Genomic DNA, 16,467 nt, shown 5'->3' on the forward strand with positions numbered 1-16,467 from the left:
AAGATGGGGGTGAACCGCCGCCGCGCAAAGCCACGCCGCTAAATCAGCGTGAAATCGCCGATCAGCGGCCGGGCGCCGATGAGGATCGCGAGCGTCACCTCATCGCCGCTGGCGGCCAGACCGTCGCCATCGAAGACAAGTTCACGCCCCACGATGGCGAGCTGCCAGCCGCGCCCGCGATAGTCGAAATGCGTCTCGCTCAGCGCGCCGGCCGTGACTCCATAGGCGCCGAGCGGATCAATGGCAGCGCGCACCACCTGGATGCGATCGCCCTCGGCGTAGTCGCGGATCACGTCGACGCTGAGCGAATCGTCGAGGCGGAAGGTATCCCCGCCCGCGCCGCCGAACAGCGTGTCGGCACCCGTGCCGCCGATCAGCGAATCGGCGCCGTCCCCGCCTTCCAGCCGGTCGCCGCCCGAGCCACCTTCGAGCGTGTCCGCGCCCTCGGCACCGCGCAGCGTATCCGCCCCTTCGCGCCCACCCAGGCGATTGGCCAGCAAATTTCCGGTGATGAAATTGTCGAGCGCATTGCCCGTGCCGCGCGCCGCGGTGCCGACCAGGACAAGATCCTCGACATTGGCGGCCAGCACATGGCTGACCGAGGCCTGGACCAGATCCTGGCCGCGGTTCGCGCCTTCCACCACCCGGTCGGCGATGTCATCGACCGTGTAGCGGTCATTGCCGCCGCCACCCAGCATGCTGTCGGCGCCCGCGCGGCCATCGAGCCGGTCATTGCCCTCGCCGCCGCGCAGCGTCTCCGCCCCCGCGGCGCCGAGCAGCGTGTCCGCGCCCTCGCCCCCTTCCAGGATCTCGAAGAAGCGGATCACGGCGCTGGCCCCGGCGCGGGTCGCCTGGGTGGCCGCGAGGTCGAGCAGCGTGCCGACGGCGTCGCCGGCCATCGAGAAGGTATCGATGCCCGAACCCGCATCGTAGAGCTCGCCCGCTTCCAGCCCGGCGCCAAGGATCAGGTCGTCGCCCTCGCCGCCGCGCAGCGTGTCGCGGCCGGTGAAGCCGGTGAGCGTATCGGCGCCGCCATGCCCGTCGATCCGGTCATTGCCGGCCCCACCATCGAGGCTGTCGCCGCGCCCGCCGCCCGCGAGCGTGTCCGCCCCCGCGCCCGCCTGCACGATCCAGGTGACACCCGAGGCCTGGCCGGGCAGGAAGCGATCCGCCCCGCTGCCCAGCAGCAGCGTCACCTGCTCGAAGCCCTGCGCCCGGCCAGCACCGAAGGCGAGGACGCCATCGGCATTCACCCCGAGCGGGGAGGCCAGCGTCTCGGCCGAAAGATCGATCTCCAGGCGGTCGAGCAGCCCGCCATTGCCGCGCAGATCATGCGCCCGCAGCCCGGCAACGGCGATGTTGTCCGAGGAGTCGCCACCCTGGAAGCGCAGGATCTCCACGCCCCGCACGCTGCCGATGAAGCCGAGCGGCGTGGTCGCCGTGGGATCGGTGATGTCGATCGCCAGGGAGAGCATCGAGCCGAGGCGCGTGACCACCAGCGTGTCGAGCCCCTCGCCGCCATCGACCTGCGCATCGACATCGGCGACGAGCGTATCCGCGCCCTCCCCGCCCCAGAGCGAATCCATGGCGAGGCCCGGCAGGGTATCGATGCCGCCACCGCCCGGCAGGGTCGTGGGCAGCACGGTCGAGACCGTGAAGGCGGCCGCCACGCCGCCGCCGCCGCTCGTGCTGATGAAGCCGCCATCCGCCGTCAGATGGTCGCGATCCGCGCCCCCTTCGAGCCGGTCCGCGCCCGCGCCACCGCGCAGCGTATCGGCGCCCTCGCCACCGAGGATGATGTCGAAACCCGCGCCGCCATCGATGGAATCGCCACCACGCCCGCCTTCCAGCGTATCGGCATGGAAGCTGCCCTGCAGCGTGTCGCTGAAGATGCCGGCCACCACGCGCACGCCGGCCGCGGCACCGGTGCCGATGTAGCGCAGATGCTCGACATTCGCGATGCGCGTGCCGTCGCTGAGCAGCGTCTCGTTCTCGGTCGTCACCGGGTCGCCGTCATCGGCGTCGAGCGGCGCGATGACGATGCTGAGCGGCGCGCCCAGCCCGGCATCGAGCCAGAGCAGGTCCATGCCCGTGCCGCCATCGAGGATGTCGCCGCCCAGCGACCAGATGAGCTGGTCGTTGCCCTCCTCGCCATAGAGCGCGTCGCGCCCGCCCAGGCCGTTCAGCGTGTCGTTGCCCGCACCGCCATAGAGCCGGTCGCCGAAGCTGCGCGGCGAGCCGCGCGGGACGATGAGCGCGGTCTCGGCCTCGCCGCCATCGATCAGGTCATCGCCGAGGCCGGCGCGGATGGTCAGGCGCTCGAAGCCCGAGATCGCGGTCAGGCCGGCGGCGCCATAGACGTAGCGGATGTCGGACACCCCCCACCAGTTGAAGTGGAAGATGCCCCCCGTCGCGTCGCCGAGGTCGAGCACGAGCCGGTCGTCGCCCACGCCGCCCTCGAGCGTATCGGCGCCCTCACCGCGGCGCGCGATCACCACATCGTCGCCGCTGCCGGCATCGATCGTGTCGGCGCCGGCCCCGCCATCCAGCGTATCCGCCCCGCCGCTGCCCATCAGCGCATCGGCATTGGCGCCGCCTGTCACCAGATCGGCCGCGCCATTGCCGGTCCAGTCCAGGCGCTCGATGTTCACCACCTGCGTGCCGTTGGACAGGACCTGGGATTCGCCGGCGCGGAAGACGAATTGCGAGGAGGCGCCGAAGCCCATGCGGCCGGCGGTCCGCGCGACCAGGATCAGCAGGTCTTCGCCGGCGCCGCCATCCACGACATCCTGCCCGACCGAGGCGATCACGTCGTTGCCCAGGCCGCCATAGAGCACGTTGCGGCCATAGCCGCCGCCGATCAGGTCGTTGCCGCCCATGCCGTTGATGCTGTCGTCGCCATCGCCGCCCACCACCACGTCGCGGCCATTGCCGCCGAGGCCGGCGCTGAAGTCGATGCGCTCGAAATTCAGCGCCTTCGTGCCGTAGGCGAAATCGATATCGGCGTCGAGGATGATGACGTTGTCGTCGTTGCCGCCGCGGCCGATGTAGCGCAGCAGGTCGTTGCCGGTGCCGCCATCGAGCCGGTCGGGATTGCTGCCATCCACATCCTCGAAGCACACGACCGTGTCGTCGCCGGCCCCGCCCTGCAGCGTGTCCGCGCCGCGGTTGCCCACGATCGAATCATTGCCCGCGCCACCATGCAGGCTGTCGGCGCCATTGCCGCCGATCAGCGTGTCGCGGCCGAAGCCGGCGGCGAAGTGCAGCTCGTCGAAGTTGAGCAGCCGCGTGCCGCCGGGCAGCGTCACGTTCAGGCCCGTGGCGATGTAGACGCTCTGCGTCATCCCGGCGCGGTTGAGCACCACCCGGTCCCAGCCGGTGCCGCCATCGAGCGTATCCGCCCCGCCATCGGCCGGCCCGCCATAGAGCGTGTCGTTGCCCGCGCCGCCATTGAGCATGTCGTTGCCCGAGGGGCCGGAACTGAGATCGCCCCCCGTCAGGATGTCGCGCCCGCCCTGGCCATAAAGCGAATCATCCCCCGGGCCGCCGAGCAGGATGTCGTCGCCCTCGATGGTGGGCGGTGCGTTGCCGCCGGTGAGCGAGGTGGCGGGCAGGCCGGGGCCGGCATCGCCATACAGCCGGTCATTGCCCGGCCCGCCCGCGAGGAAATCCCCGCCGCCCAGGCCATGCAGCGTGTCGTTGTCGCGGTTGCCGTAGATGGTGTTGTGGTTGAAGGAGCCGGCGATGGAATCATTGCCGGCCAGCGCGTCGTAGAAGGCCTGGTTGTCGGTGAGCTGCTTGTTGTCCGGCCCGTCGGAGGCCGTGACATCGTTCTCGTACCAGGCGGTGTAGCGCGTGCGCGTGCCGATCACGCCATCGGCGGTATCGGCGCCGTCCAGCACCACCTCGCGGCTGTTCTCGTAGAGCCAGATCGGCTCGGCCGACCAGCCATCCTCGTCGGGGATGAAGAAATGCACGAGCGGGCCGACGGAGACGTCGAAATCCTTGAAGGCCGTGTTGCGCAGGCCGATCTGGAAGGCCGAGACCTCGATATTGGCGGAGACCACCACGCCGATGCGCGTGCTGTAGGTGCCGTAGGGCGTGTAGAGCACATCGGCCTCGATCCGGCCCTGGCCCTCGGGCGTTTCCAGTTCGAAACTGTCGCCGAGCAGGCCTTCCAGGTGCTGGCCCTTGTTCGTGTCCACCTGCACGCGCACGCCCTGCAGGTCGAACTCCACCTCCTGCACGAGATGGACCATCACATTCGCCTCGACGTCGAGCAGCGTCCAGTAGAGCACGGTGTCCGGCCCGGCGAGCTGGTACTCGCCCTTCAGCACCTTGAAGGCCGGGAAGAGGTTCGCCAGGAACTTCGCCATGGAGAAGGAGGCGTGGAAGAAATCCGCGCCCACGCCGTCCTTCACCAGGCTCGGCAGCTCGCCTTCGCCCAGGCCGACGGGGCCGAAATCGGTGATCGGCTCGGGCACCTTCAGCGTCACCACCTCGATGGGGAAGGTGCTGGGCTCAGGTGTGAAATCCTGGCCCGTGGTCAGCGAGAAGATGTTCTCCCGCCCCTCGGGAATGTTCGCCAGCACCACCGCGCCGTTGGTGATCAGGTCGATCTCGTCGAGCCAGAGGTCGAGCGAGAGGTCGATGTCCTTCACCCCCGCCTGCAGGCCGTAGACGAAGTCGATGCTGAAGGTGGAAGGCCCCTTCGGCGCGGTGAAGGGCAGGTCGCCCGAGACGAAGGTCAGCCCCGGCTCGAGGATGGGGTTGGCGTTGCGATAGCGCGCGAGGTTGGTCTGGTCCGGGTCGCTCGGCGGCGGGTCATAGGGGGTGGCCTGCTCGCTGCGCCACTCGGTGAAGCCATCGGCATTGTCGGTGACGGTGTAGTCCACGCCGAAGCTGCCGGCGTCATAGGCAAGCGAGACCTCCACCCCGAGCGCCGCCTTCACATAGGCCGTCGCCCCGGCGCTCACGACCGGGATGGAAATGCCGAAGCTGTCCTCGGTCAGCCGCATCTCCCAATCCACGCGGGCGACGAGGTCGTCCCAGACGATGGTCGCGGCACCCGGGCCGGCAAGGCCCATCGCGTTGATGTCGCGGGCCTGGAAGACGAGCTCGGTCATGGATCCGGGTTTCCCCTTCTGGTCTTTCTCGCGCCGCAGGAAAGCACGCGGGGCGGCGTTGTGCATGTCACGTTGTTTCAAGCCTCTGGCGCAGGGCGTGAAATTTCGTCAATCCGCCGCCCCCCTTGTCGGCGTCCGTCGCGCGGCCATCTGGCGCGGGCATGAACCAGATCTCCGCCATTCCCCGCCCCGCCGCCCTGCCTGCCTGGCTCGTCGCCGAGCTGCGCTCCGACCATGCCGGGGAGGCCGGGGCCGTGATGATCTATCGCGGCATCCTCGCCATCAGCCGCGACCCGGCGGTGCGTGACTTCGCACAGCGCCACCAGGCCACCGAGCAGGGCCATCTCGACCTGATCGAGCAGGTGCTGCCGCCGAAGGATCGCTCGGTGCTGCTGCCGATCTGGCGCGTGGCGGGCTTCCTGACCGGCTTCCTGCCGGGCCTTTTCGGCAGCCGCGCCGTCTATGCCACGATCGACGCGGTCGAGACCTTCGTGGATCACCACTATCAGCAGCAGCTCGACCGGCTGGACGCGGAAGGGATCGAGCCCGCGCTGCGCGCCGTGCTCGCGCAGTGCCAGGCGGAGGAGATCCACCACCGCGACGAAGCGCGCGAGGCCACCGGCGCGCCGCCGGGGCCGCTGCTGCGCGCCTGGGCCTGGATCGTCGGCGCGGGGTCTTCGGCCGCGGTGCAGGCGGCGAAGCGGATCTAGCCTAGAGCAAGATGCGTTCAGATGGGTCGCGGCGCTGCCGCGACGCTGAACGCATTTCTTGCTCTAGATTCAATGAGTTCCGGAGCACGCTGCGTCCATCAGAACGCAGCGCGCTCTAGCCGAGCATCTGCCCGCCATCGACGATGATGGTCTGCCCCGTGACCCAGCGCGCGGCGGGGCTGGCGAGGAACATCACCACCTCCGCCACCTCCTCCGGCGTGCCGAGCCGGCCGAAGGGGATGCTGGCGAGGATGCGGCCATAGAGCGCGGGGTCGCTCTCCCGGCGCTGCTCCCAGGACCCACCGGGGAATTCGATGGAACCGGGGGCCACCGCGTTCACCCGCACACCGTCCGGCGCGAAGGCGGCCGCCTGGCTCTGTGTGTAGTTCACCAGCAGCGCCTTCACCGCCGCATAGGCCGGCGTGCGCAGGGAGGGCCGGAAGCCCGAGATCGAGGTGACGTTCACGATGCTGCCGCGGCTTGCGCGCAAGGCCGGCGCGGCCGTGCGGCTGGCGCGCACCGTCGCCAGCACGTCCACATTGAGCCCCTTGGCCCAATCCTCCTCCGTATCGCGCGCGCCGAAGCCGCTGGCATTGTTCACCAGCACGTCGATGCCCCCCAGCGCGGCCTGCGCCTGCGCCACCCAGCCCTCCACCTGCGCCGCGACGGCGAGGTCCGCGGCCACGCCATGCGCCGGCACGCCGAGCGCCGCGATCTCGGCCTGCACCGCCGCTACCCCCGCCGCGCCGCGCGCACAGACCGAGACCGCGGCCCCCGCCTGCGCGAAGCCCAGCGCCACGGCCCGCCCGATGCCCCGGCTGCCGCCCGCCACCAGCACGCGCTTGCCCGTGAAATCCGCCATTGCCGATCCTCCTCGATCGACGCGCAGCAGATGTGCTTCGCCGCGTCTTGGCAAGCCGTGCGACCGGGCGCACAGGAAGCGCGGGACGTCGAGGAGAAGCATCATGCCGGAAGGCAGCAACACCGCGCCGAATGTCGCGGAAGCCGTGGTGGGCGCGCTGGCGGCGCGCGGCACGCGGCGGATCTGGGGCGTGCCGGGCGGCGGCTCCTCGCTCGACCTCATCGCGGCGGCGCCCAAGGCCGGAATCGACTTCATCCTCGCGCGGCATGAGACGGCGGCGGCGATCATGGCCATGGCCGATGCGGAGTTGACCGGCGCGCCCGGCGCGGTGCTGACGACCAAGGGCCCCGGCGTGGCCAATGCCGCGAACGGCCTGGCCTGCGCCACGCTGGAAAGGTCGCCGCTGATCCTGCTGGCCGATGGCTTCACCGAAGCGCAGCGGGGCTGGATCACGCATCAATTCTTCGACCAGCGCGCCGCCACCGCTGCAATCACCAAGGGCTTCGCCCGCGCCGAGTCCGACCACCCCGCCGCCGAGATCGGCGCCTTGCTCGACCTGGCCGAGGCGGCGCCGCGCGGTGCGGTGCATCTGGATCTCACCAGCCAGGCGGCGCGGCGCCCGGCCGGGCCACTGGTACCCGCCGCCCCGGCCCCGGCACGCGCCCCCGATGAGGGCGATGCGGCCGCGCTGCTGGCCGCGGCGCGCCGGCCCGTGATCCTCACCGGGCTCGAGGCCGCGACCCCCGCCGTGGCGCAGGCGCTGCGCGCCCTGGCGGCGGCGCTGCATTGCCCGGTGCTGGTCACCTACAAGGCGAAGGGCGTGCTGGCGGATGCGCATCCGCTGCATGCGGGCATCTTCACCGGCGGCTCGCTGGAAGCGGCCGTGGTGGGCCGCGCGGACCTCATCATCCAGGTCGGGCTGGACCCGGTGGAGTTGATCCTGCAGCCCTGGCGCTACACCGCGCCGATCCTCGATATCGCGCTGCGCCCGCACCCGGTGCGCTACGCTGCGCCAACCGCCGCGCTGCATGGCGACATCGCCGCGCGCATCGGCGATCTGCTGCCCCAGGCGCGCGCTTCGGCCTGGGGTGCAGCCGAGATCGCCGGGCATCGGGAGGCCGCGCTCGCCGCGCTCGCCTGGCAGGGCGAGAGCGGCATCGCCCCGCCCGACGTGGTGCGCGTGGCGCAGGCCATCGCGCGCGAGGTTGGCGCCGCGCCGCGCGCCACGGTGGATGCCGGGGCGCACATGTTCTCCGCCACCGCCTTCTGGGAATGCGAGCAGCCGCGCGACCTGCTGATCTCGAATGGCCTCGCGAGCATGGGCTTCGCCCTGCCCGCCGGCATCGCCTGCGCGCTGCATGATCGCGCGCGCGGCGCCGTGGCCTTCACCGGCGATGGCGGGCTGATGATGTGCGCGGGCGAACTCGCCACCGCCGTGGAGGCAGGCGCGAAGCTGGTGACCATCGTGTTCAACGATGGCGCGCTCTCGCTCATCGACATCAAGCAGCAGAGCCGGCAATTGCCGCCCGCCGGCGCGCGCTGGGGCCGTGCCGACTTCGCCCGGGTCGCGGAAGGCTTCGGCATGGCGGGTTTCCGCGCCGGCACTTTGGACGAATACCGCGCGGCGCTGCGCGCGGCCTTCGCGCTCGAGGGCCCGGCCCTGATCGATGTCTTCGTCGATCCCGCCGGCTATCCCGCGCAGCTGCAGGCGATGCGCGGATGAGCGCGCCGATCTCCGCCCTGCGGCTCGGTTCCGCCTGGGCGCGCATCGCAGGCCTGATGGATGAGGCCGCCGAGAGTTTCGTGCGCGCCAGCTTCTCCTCTGTCGTGCGCGACAATTGGGACATGGCGGTCGGGCTGATGGACAGCCAGGGGCGGCAATTCGCGCAGAGCAGCCGCTCCGTGCCCAGCTTCGTCGGCACCATGCCCATCACGCTCGCCGCGATGCTCGCGCGCATCCCGCGCGCGCGCCTTGGTCCCGGCGATGTGCTGATCAGCAATGACGGCTATCTCGGCACGGGCCATCTCAACGACATCACCATGGTCAAGCCGATCTTCGCGGAAGGTCGCGTGCTGGCCTGGATCGGCAGCACCTTCCACGCCACCGATATCGGCGGCGCCCCCTCGGTCGAGGCGCGCGATGCGTGGGAGGAAGGCCTCACCATCCCGGTCGCGCGCATCCTCAAGGGTGGCGTGGAGAATGAGGATGTCATCGCCTTCCTCGAGGCCAATCTGCGCCAGCCGGCGGAGGTGCTGGGCGACATCCGCGCGCAATTCGCGATGTACGACCAGGCCGAGCCGCGGCTGAAGCGCATCCTGGCCGAGGAAGGCCTGGCCGATGCCGATGGCCTGGCCGCCGAGATCTTCGCCCGCTCCGAACGCGCGATGCGCAGCGCCATCACCGCCGTGCCGGATGGCGAGGTGCAGGACGAGGTCACGGCCGATGGCTTCGAGCATCCGGTCACCATTCGCCTGCGCCTCGCCATCAAGGGCGATGCGCTGACGCTGGATTTCACCGGCACCGATCCGCAGATCGCGCGGCCTGTGAACTCGCCGCTGAACTTCTCGCGCGCCTATGCGAACTATGCGGTGAAATGCGCCTTCGATCCGACGACGCCGAACAATGACGGCTGCTTCCGCCCGATCACGCTCATCGCGCCGGAGGGCAGCATCGTCAATCCGCGCCGGCCCGCGCCGGTCTGGGGCCGGCACCTGACCGGCCACTACCTGCCGATGCTCGTGCTGGCGGCGCTCGGGCGCATGATCCCCGAACGCGTGGTGGCGGAATCCGGCAGCCCGCTCTGGAACATCTACTTCACCGGCGAGAACGAGGACGGACGCAGATATGTCCGCATGTTCTTCATGAATGGCGGGCATGGGGCGGCCGCCGCGCATGATGGCGCGGCCTGCCTCTCTTTCCCCTCCAACGTCGCGACCCAGCCGGTCGAGCAGTTCGAGAACGCGGCGCCGCTGCTGGTGACGGAGAAGGCGCTGATCCCGAACAGCGGCGGCGCGGGGCAGCGCCGCGGCGGGCTCGGCCAGCGCATCGGCTTCCGCGTGCTGGGCGAAAAGTCCGTCACCGCCACCTATCGGCATGAGCGCGTGCAGCACCCGCCACGCGGCATCCTCGGCGGTGCGCCCGGCCGCGGCGGGCGGGACCTGCTGAACGGCACGCCCGTGCCAGCGAAGGCGCGCTTCGTGCTCCAGCCGGGCGATACGCTCACCTTCGAGACACCCGGCGGCGGCGGCTTCGGCCCGGCTGCGTCGCGCAGCGCCGAGGATCGCGCGCGCGACATCGATGAAGGCTACACGACATGAGCGCGTCCGATGGTCGAAGCGCCGCAGGGCGCGAAGAGCTGAATCGGCCGCGCGGCGCCGAAGGCGCCACCCCGTATCGCATCGGTGTCGATATCGGCGGCACCTTCACCGATCTCGTGCTGCTCGACACGCGCGACGGGCGGCTGTTCAACGGCAAGATCCTCACCACGCCGCACGCCCCGGAACAGGCGGTGCTGGAGGGCGTGGCAAGGCTGCTCGCGGAACATGGCGTGCAACCCGCCCAGGTGCGCCACGTCATCCATGGCACGACGCTGGTGGCCAACGCGCTGATCGAGCGCCGCGGCGTTAAGACCGGCTTCCTCACCACCGCGGGATTCCGCGACGTGCAGGAGATCGGCACCGAACTTCGGCACGACACCTACGATCTCTTCATGCGTCGCCCGGAGCCGCTGGTGCCGCGGCATCTGCGCCTGGATGTGCCGGAGCGGCTGCGCGCCGATGGTGCGGTGCTGACCCCGCTCGACGAACAGGCCGCGCGCATCGCCATCCGCCGGCTGCGCGAGGCGGGCGTGCAGGCCATCGCGATCTGCCTGCTGCACGGCTTCCTCAACCCGCTGCACGAACGCCGCCTGGCCGAGTTGGTGCGGGAGGAGGCGCCGGGCCTCACGCTCTGCTGCTCCAGCGATCTGGTGCCCGAGATCGGCGAGTATGAGCGGGGCTCCACCACCATCGCCAACGCCTATGTGCAGCCGGTCTTCGAACGCTACCTCGCGCGGCTTGGCGATGGGCTGCGCGCGAGCGGCATCGCCGGGCCGCTCTTCCTGATGCTCTCGGATGGCGGGACGGTGCGTGAGGATGTGGCCGCGCGCCATCCGATCCGCCTGGTGCAATCCGGCCCCGCCGGTGGTGTGCAGGCGGCGCGCGTGATCGGCGAAGCGGCCGCGCAGCACAGCATCCTCTGCTTCGACATGGGCGGCACCACCGCGAAGGCCGCGCTGATCGAACAGGGTGAGCCCGCACGCAGCCTGGATTTCGAGGTCGCGCGCGTCGATCGCTTCCGCAAGGGCAGCGGATTGCCGCTCAAGGTGCCGGTGATCGAGATGATCGAGATCGGCGCGGGTGGCGGTTCCATCGCGCGCGTCGACCAGCTCGGCCTGATCCGCGTCGGCCCCGACAGCGCGAGCAGCGACCCTGGCCCGGCCTGCTACGGCCTCGGCGGCACACAGCCCACCGTGACGGATGCGGATCTGCTGCTCGGCTATCTGGCACCCGATCGCTTCCTCGGCGGCGAGATGCGGCTCGATGTCGCGGCGGCGGAACAGGCGCTGCTGCACCATGTCGGCGCGCCGCTCGGCCTCTCCGCCGTCGCCGCGGCCTGGGCGGTGCATGAGACGGTGAACGGCAGCATGGCACAGGCGGCCGCGATCCATGCGCTGGAGAAGGCGCGACGCATCGAGGATTTCTGGATGGTGCCAATCGGCGGCGCGGGCCCCGTGCATGCCTGCGCCATCGCGCGCAAGCTCGGCATGGCGGGGCTGATCTCGCCGCCCGGCGCGGGCGTGGCCTCGGCCTTCGGCTTCCTCGCCGCGCCGATCTCCTTCGCCCTGCTGCGCGCCCTGGTCGCGCCGCTCGACACGCTCGACATGCCAGCGCTGCGCGCGATGGTCGATGCGATGGCGCGCGAGGGCCGCGAGATGCTGGCCGAGGCCGGCATCGCCCCGCGCGATGTCACGCTCACGCTGCGCGCCGCCCTGCGCTATGCCGGCCAGGGCTACCAGGTAGAGGCCGAGATACCCCAGCAGATCCTGGAGAAAGGCGACCGCGCGGCGATCCGCACCGCCTTCGAGACCGCCTATCGCCGCCTCTACGGACGCATCGAGGCCGGCCTGCCCGTGGAGGCCGTGGGCTGGCGCCTGATCGCGAGCGGGCCGGTGCCCCGGCTCACCCTCGCGGCGCGGGAGGTGGCTGGGGGCGTGTCGCGCCGCGGCACGCGCCAGGCCTGGTTCGAGGAGGGCTTCGTCACCGCCACGGTGCATGACCGCGCGGCGCTGCGCCCCGGGGACAGGATCGCCGGCCCCGCTTTGGTCGAGGAGCGCGAGAGCACGCTGGTGCTCCCGCCCGGCGCCGCCGCGCTGTGCGACGCCGGGGGGAACCTTATCATTACGCTATAGCACGAAGTCCGTGGCCGCGAGGCTGGCCACGCCGGACAGCACGATGTGGAACTCGGCCCCCGTCGTGCCCGTGGTGTTGCCTTGCAGGATGCCGCTGGCGAAGCGGATCTGCCCGGCGGCGGAGAAGGCGGCGCTGCCGATGAAGGTGAAGGCCTGGTCGCCCGCCAGATCCGCATTCGCATCCATCAGCGACAGGTCGATCAACTCGCCGGTGCCGGCGGCAAAATCGAGGATCGTGTCGCGCCCCGCCGCGGTGGCGTTGGTCTCGCCATCGCCATAGACGAAGCGATCCACACCTGCGCCGCCGCTGAGCGTGTCGCCCCCCGCGCCACCGCGCAGCGTATCCGCGCCGTCACCGCCATTGAGCACGTCGTTGCCCCCGAGGGCCGAGATCGTGTCGCCGAGCGCGCCACCCGTCAGCGTCTCGGCCGCGGCGGTACCGGTGAGGTTGAGCGGCGCCACGACGCCGAGGATGCGACTGCCCGCCGCGGTCTCCGCCAGGCTGCCCGCGAAGCCTTCGAGCCGCAGGGCACCATCGGCGAAGGAGTCTCCATTCGTGTCGAAGAGGAGTCCCGGCGGCGAGCCGAACATGCCATCGACATTGGTGACGAAGCGGGCCTGCCCGGCGATGCTCCCAAAGGCTGCCGTGCCGATGAAGGCGAAGCCTGCGATCGCGGAAAAGTCGAGCAGATCGCCCGTGCCGAGATCGACAATGACATCCGCGCTGAAGAGACTCGCCTCGAAATCGCTGAAGGCTGTGAAGACGAAGCGGTCGGCGCCTTCACCCCCCGCCATGCGGTCACTGCCCGCGCCGCCGACCAGCGTGTCGGCGCCGATGCCTGCGCCGCCGATCAGCGTGTCGGCGCCTGCCCCGCCGAGCAGGCGATCGCTGCCGATCCCGCCGTCGAGCGAATCCGCGCCATCAAGGCCCTGCAGCAGGTCGTTGCCGCTATTGCCGAAGATGGTGTCGCCATTGGCCGCACCGGTCAGCGTCTCGGCAGCGGTGGTGCCGACCAGGTTGCGCGGCGCAGCCAGGGTGAACAGGCCGGGACTCGCCATCTCGATCGGCACGGACTGGCCGAAGCCGAAGCGGATGAAGCCGTCCCTGACCGCGTTTCCGTCGGCGTCGATCTCCAGCACAGGGCCGCCGATATCGCTGCCGATACGCACCTGCCCGGCGATCCCCGAGAAGGTGCTCGAGCCGATGAAGCTCAGGCCCGGGATGGCGCTGAGGTCGATCACATCGCCAAGGCCGAAGCCGGTGACGGAATTGCCCAAGGCCAGGTCATCCAGCCCGAGCATGACAAGGCGATCGTCGCCCAGGCTGACATCGAAGGTGTTGAAGCCCGCGCCGCCCAGCAGCACGTCATTGCCCTCACCGCCGTTCAGCGTATCGGAGCCGAGCCCGCCCAGCAGGCGATCATTGCCGATCCCCCCGAGCAGCGAGTCGTTGCCCGCACCGCCGACCAGCGTGTCGTCGCCACCCGCGCCCGAAAGCGTATCGGGCGCCGCCGCACCGGTCAGGGTCTCGGCCGCGTCGGTCCCGACCAGGTTGAGCGGTGTCACCGCCTGCACGATGCCGGCGCCGGTGAGGTCGAGGATTCCGGTGAAGCCGGGCAGCCAGATGCTGTAGGTCGTCGTGGTCGGGGAGATGATTCCAGAGCCCGGCGTGAAATCCTGGAAGGCCAGCATGGTCCCGAAGACCGAGGTGCCGCCGATGAAGACACTCGTCGTGTAGTAGTAGGCACGGTCCGCCGTGGCGCTGCCCGACGGGAAGTTGCCGCCCAGCCAGGCGAAATCGCCAAGGGCGCTGAGGTCGATCCGGTCGCCCGTGCCAAAGAGCAGCAGCGTCTTCGCGAAGGTGGCGCTGGTGCCGATTCCCACAGCCAGGTCGCTCAGCCCCGCGAAGCGTGCGGTGTCGTCGCCCTCGCCCATGTTGAGCGTGTCATTGCCCACGCCGCCGGCCAGAATGTCGTTGCCGAGGCCGCCATTCAGCGAGTCGTTGCCGTCACCGCCACGCAGCACATCGTCGCCCTCACCACCCAGCAGCGTATCCGCCCCGCCAAAGCCGAGCAGCGTATCCGCCCCGCCGAGGCCGGAGAGCGTGTCGCCCGCGATACTGCCCGTCAGCGTTTCCCCGGCTTCCGTGCCGGTGAGGTTGAGCGGTGGCGTGCCGACCAGGATGCGGCTGCCCGGCGCGGTTTCCTGCAGGGCGAAGCCGGAGAAGGTCAACTCGATGAAGATGTCCGCGAAGCCATCGCCGTTGGAGTCGCCCTGCACCTCCGTCACGCCGAAGGAGGAGGTCGCGATGCCGAAGCTGAACGGCGTCATCGCGCTGCCGCTGCCGGGGCCGAAGGAGAACGGCACTTCCCCCGCCCAGACCAGGTGGGTGAAGGCGGAGAGGTCGATCCGGTCGCCGATCCCGAAGCCGACGAGATCAGCCAGGCTGCCCTCGAGCGGGCCGAAGCGCGCCACATCATCGCCTTCGGACATGTTGAGCGAACCGCCATCCGCGCCGGCGACCAGCGTGTCATTGCCCAGGCCGCCGATGAGCGTGTCGTAGCCCGCACCGCCGAGCAGCAGGTCATTGCCGCCACCGCCGACAAGGCTGTCCGCGCGGCCCTCGCCCGAGAGCGTATCGGCCCCGTCCAGGCCCGCCAGCGTGTCCTCGGCGGCGCCGCCGGTCAGGGCCTCGGACGCGGCCGTGCCGGTCAGGTTCAGGGAGGGCACGGCGCGGAAGACCCCACTGGCAGGGGCGGTCTCCTCGAGGATGCCGCGGAAGTTGCGCAGCAGAACGCCAAGATCGGCATTGCCATCGCCATCGCGGTCGATGCGCAGGGTCGGGTGGAACACCGTCACGCTGCCGCTGAAGGTGCTCTCCTGGAGCGCGGTCGTGCCCAGCACCACCTCGCCCGCCTGGAACTCGAAGCCTTCCTCGCCGCGATAGATGAGCGGCCCGAGAGCCGAGAGATCGAGCAGGTCGCCGGCCGCGAAATCCGTGATGACATCGAAGCGCCCGCTCTCACCCGGCAGGCTCGCGATCCCGCCCGCACCGGCAACCAGCCCGGTATCGAAGGGCGAGGTCACGCGGAACACGTCGTTGCCCGCACCCCCCGCCAGCGTATCGCCGCCCTGGCCGCCGATCAGCACGTCATCGCCTTCGCCGCCAAGGAGCGAATCATTGCCCGCGCCGCCCAGCAGCGTATCGTTGCCCGCACCGCCGTTGAGGCTGTCATCCTCGAAGCCGCCGACGAGGCTGTCCGCACCGCCCTGGCCGTTCAGCGAGTCACGCGCCGCGCCGCCCTGCAGCGTCTCGCCCGCATCGGTGCCGTTGAGCGTCAGCGCCGTGGCCAGGCGCAGGATGCGGCTGCCGGCGGCGGTCTCCTCCAGCGCTGGGCCGGTGGCGACGAAGATGGAGCGGTCCGTGAAGCCGTCCCCGTCCGCATCGATGAGGATGTTGGCGTTGTCGTAGCGCATCTCCCCGGCGGTGCCGGAGAACACCGCATCGCCGATGAAGCGCAGGCCGAGGATGGCGGAGAGGTCGATGCGGTCGCCTGCCTCCAGGTCGCGCACCTGATCGCCGCCGACATGGCCGAGCGCGGTGAACTGGAAGACGTCATTGCCCGCGCCGCCGACCATGATGTCGGCGCCGCCACCGCCGCGCAGCGTATCGGCGCCGTCACCGCCGAAGAGCCGGTCATTGCCGTCGCCGCCATTGAGGCTGTCCGCGCCGGCGAAGCCGCGCAGCGTATCCTGGCCGAAGCCGCCCGAGAGCGTATCGCCCTGCGCGGTGCCGCGCCGTTCCTCATGCGCCACCGCCGTGATGATGCCCGGCGAGAGCATCTGCAGCCGGTGCGTGCCGACCAGGAAGATGCTGCCATCGACGATGTTGTCGCCATCGACATCCAGCACGATCTCGGTGGCGATGACGCTGCCATTGTCGAGCGTGGTGGTGCGGTACCGCAATTCGTTCGCCGCCCCCGAGGCGCCATAGTCGAATCCCCAGACCAGGGCACCGAGGGCGGAGAGGTCGATGCGGTCGCCCAGGCTGAAGTCGGTGATGCGGTCGCCCGCCATGTCGAGGCGCGAGGTGTAGAGGAAGGTATCGTTGCCGGCCCCGCCCGAGAGGCGGTCGAAGGCGCGCCCGCCCTCGATCAGGTCATCGCCGTCGCCGCCGTTCAGCGTATCGACATGCAGCCCGCCGCGCAGCGTATCCGCGCCCCCCTCGCCCGCGAAGAAGTCGCTGCCCGCGGTGCCGAAGAAGCTGTCAGCGCCGGCGCCCCCGATCGAAACGGCCATGATGTCTGTCCCTGCGCAAG

General features: G+C 70.5%; 7 protein-coding genes. 4 read left to right on the top strand and 3 right to left on the bottom strand.

Annotation, left to right across the window (positions count from 1 at the left end; all coding sequences use genetic code 11):
- Positions 1-38: 38 nt before the first annotated feature.
- A complete protein-coding gene (locus AC2D9U_RS21695; RefSeq protein WP_484753006.1) occupies positions 39-5,126 on the bottom strand; it encodes a hypothetical protein in 5,088 nt (1,695 codons plus the stop codon).
- A gap of 161 nt (positions 5,127-5,287) precedes the next feature.
- Here AC2D9U_RS21695 and AC2D9U_RS21700 point away from each other — a divergent pair, with 161 nt between their 5' ends.
- Positions 5,288-5,836, top strand: a complete 549-nt coding sequence (locus AC2D9U_RS21700) for a demethoxyubiquinone hydroxylase family protein (protein ID WP_484753009.1) — start codon at positions 5,288-5,290, stop codon at positions 5,834-5,836.
- Between the two features lie 115 nt (positions 5,837-5,951).
- Here the strand turns inward: AC2D9U_RS21700 and AC2D9U_RS21705 are convergent, their stop codons facing one another.
- Positions 5,952-6,698, bottom strand: coding sequence for an SDR family NAD(P)-dependent oxidoreductase (locus tag AC2D9U_RS21705; RefSeq protein ID WP_484753011.1), 747 nt, complete (start codon positions 6,696-6,698; stop codon positions 5,952-5,954).
- A gap of 103 nt (positions 6,699-6,801) precedes the next feature.
- On the opposite strand from AC2D9U_RS21705, the gene AC2D9U_RS21710 reads away from it, so the two are divergent.
- The 3 genes from AC2D9U_RS21710 to AC2D9U_RS21720 are packed head-to-tail and all read left to right on the top strand — an operon-like array spanning position 6,802 to position 12,148.
- Positions 6,802-8,421 (top strand): thiamine pyrophosphate-binding protein, encoded by a 1,620-nt coding sequence (locus tag AC2D9U_RS21710; protein WP_484753013.1) that lies wholly within the window; start codon positions 6,802-6,804, stop codon positions 8,419-8,421.
- The gene (locus AC2D9U_RS21715; protein WP_484753018.1) at positions 8,418-10,016 is read left to right on the top strand and encodes a hydantoinase B/oxoprolinase family protein; all 1,599 of its coding nucleotides are present in this window, start codon (positions 8,418-8,420) and stop codon (positions 10,014-10,016) included. Before AC2D9U_RS21710 ends, AC2D9U_RS21715 begins: the two co-directional genes overlap by 4 nt.
- Positions 10,013-12,148, top strand: coding sequence for a hydantoinase/oxoprolinase family protein (locus AC2D9U_RS21720; RefSeq protein WP_484753022.1), 2,136 nt, complete (start codon positions 10,013-10,015; stop codon positions 12,146-12,148). Before AC2D9U_RS21715 ends, AC2D9U_RS21720 begins: the two co-directional genes overlap by 4 nt.
- On the opposite strand, the gene AC2D9U_RS21725 is transcribed toward AC2D9U_RS21720, so the two are convergent.
- On the bottom strand, positions 12,143-16,447 hold the full coding sequence (locus AC2D9U_RS21725) for a beta strand repeat-containing protein (RefSeq protein WP_484753025.1): 4,305 nt from the start codon (positions 16,445-16,447) through the stop codon (positions 12,143-12,145). The genes AC2D9U_RS21720 and AC2D9U_RS21725 overlap by 6 nt on opposite strands.
- Between the last annotated feature and the right edge of the window lie 20 nt (positions 16,448-16,467).

The sequence above is a fragment of the Roseomonas sp. TF40 genome, assembly GCF_057219975.1.

Excerpts from the sequence above, each read along its gene's own strand:
- AC2D9U_RS21700 (WP_484753009.1), top strand. The coding sequence starts at position 5,288 with ATGAACCAGATCTCCGCCATTCCCCGCCCCGCCGCCCTGCCTGCCTGG.
- AC2D9U_RS21715 (WP_484753018.1), top strand. The coding sequence starts at position 8,418 with ATGAGCGCGCCGATCTCCGCCCTGCGGCTCGGTTCCGCCTGGGCGCGC.
- AC2D9U_RS21710 (WP_484753013.1), top strand. The coding sequence starts at position 6,802 with ATGCCGGAAGGCAGCAACACCGCGCCGAATGTCGCGGAAGCCGTGGTG.
- AC2D9U_RS21720 (WP_484753022.1), top strand. The coding sequence starts at position 10,013 with ATGAGCGCGTCCGATGGTCGAAGCGCCGCAGGGCGCGAAGAGCTGAAT.
- AC2D9U_RS21695 (WP_484753006.1), bottom strand. The coding sequence starts at position 5,126 with ATGACCGAGCTCGTCTTCCAGGCCCGCGACATCAACGCGATGGGCCTT.
- AC2D9U_RS21705 (WP_484753011.1), bottom strand. The coding sequence starts at position 6,698 with ATGGCGGATTTCACGGGCAAGCGCGTGCTGGTGGCGGGCGGCAGCCGG.
- AC2D9U_RS21725 (WP_484753025.1), bottom strand. The coding sequence starts at position 16,447 with ATGGCCGTTTCGATCGGGGGCGCCGGCGCTGACAGCTTCTTCGGCACC.